The sequence below is a fragment of the Nitrospina gracilis 3/211 genome (assembly GCF_000341545.2).
GTDB classification, from domain to species: Bacteria; Nitrospinota; Nitrospinia; order Nitrospinales; family Nitrospinaceae; genus Nitrospina; species Nitrospina gracilis.
Genome location: NZ_HG422173.1, coordinates 1,734,893 through 1,735,919, shown reverse-complemented (window position 1 = coordinate 1,735,919; position 1,027 = coordinate 1,734,893). Strand labels below are relative to the sequence as shown.

At 54.7% G+C, this 1,027-nt stretch carries 1 protein-coding gene; it reads right to left on the bottom strand.

From position 1 onward, the window contains the following. Positions 1-109: 109 nt before the first annotated feature. On the bottom strand, positions 110-1,027 hold a 918-nt coding region (locus TX82_RS08200), incomplete at its 5' end, for a hypothetical protein (RefSeq protein WP_052338228.1).

Below are 1,027 nucleotides of genomic sequence, written 5' to 3'. Positions count from 1 at the left end.
GTAACCTCCCTTGCAACCGGCCTCGATTCGGCCAGCTTCCCTGGGTTGTCAATGCTCCATGCGATCTTTAGATTTTACCAGACCGCAACGGTTAAAGTGAAATCCTTTATCAGGACGTTCCCGCGCGAAGTTCGTAAACCTCGATGCAGCGGTCGCAGGCGCCGTCCTTGCTTTCCCAATCGGGAAAATCGATCTGGATGGCTTCTATCACCATTTCGTCACAGACACTCGCCGGGTCGTCCACCCAGTTGTAGGTCGGGAATTTGCACAACGGACAGGGGGAACCCTGCAAGTGGATGTATTCCTGGTCCTCGGGGGTGAAGTCCTCGGTGTAATCAATGTATTTGCTGATCAGAGTTTCAAGGTCCGTAGCCATGGAAAGCAGTTCCTCGTGGGTGACCGATTCCGTGTTCCACAGGCCTTCAAAAATACCCCGGCGTTGTTCTTCCGGTATTTTTCTGTAGTAGTTGTCGAATTCCCGGTAACGCGCTTCTTTCGGCATGACCGACTTGATTTTCTTTTTGGCCAGCCGGGCATCCACATAAATGTTCCACAGCAGGCGGAACCGGGCGGTGATGAGGTTCTTGACCGACGGGTTGCCCGGAATGAATGCGTCTTCGTAGTCGAACTCCGGGTCCATCATGTCGCGGGCGTGCATGAATTCGTGGATGAGAAACGCTTCCAGTTCTTCATGCTCTTCGGGGTTGGCAAAGCGGCTGGCCAGAACCCGCATCTCAATGACCGGCAGGCCCGAGACGCGGTTGAGCACGTTGGAGCCTTCATCCACCTTGTTGATGGCCCGCTTGACCATGATCTCCTTGATCTTTTCCTCGAACTGGCGGCCCTCGTCCTCGTATTCGACGTGGCGTTCGACTTCTTCGATATTGGAGGCCGGGGTATCGTCTTCCAGCGAAGCTTCCTCCGCATTCATGCCCACGGCTTCAGCTTCTTCCCCCGTGGCAACGGCTTGGCCTTCTTCATTTTCGGTTTCAGAATCCTCTTCTGACTCACCGGACCCCGATGAGGA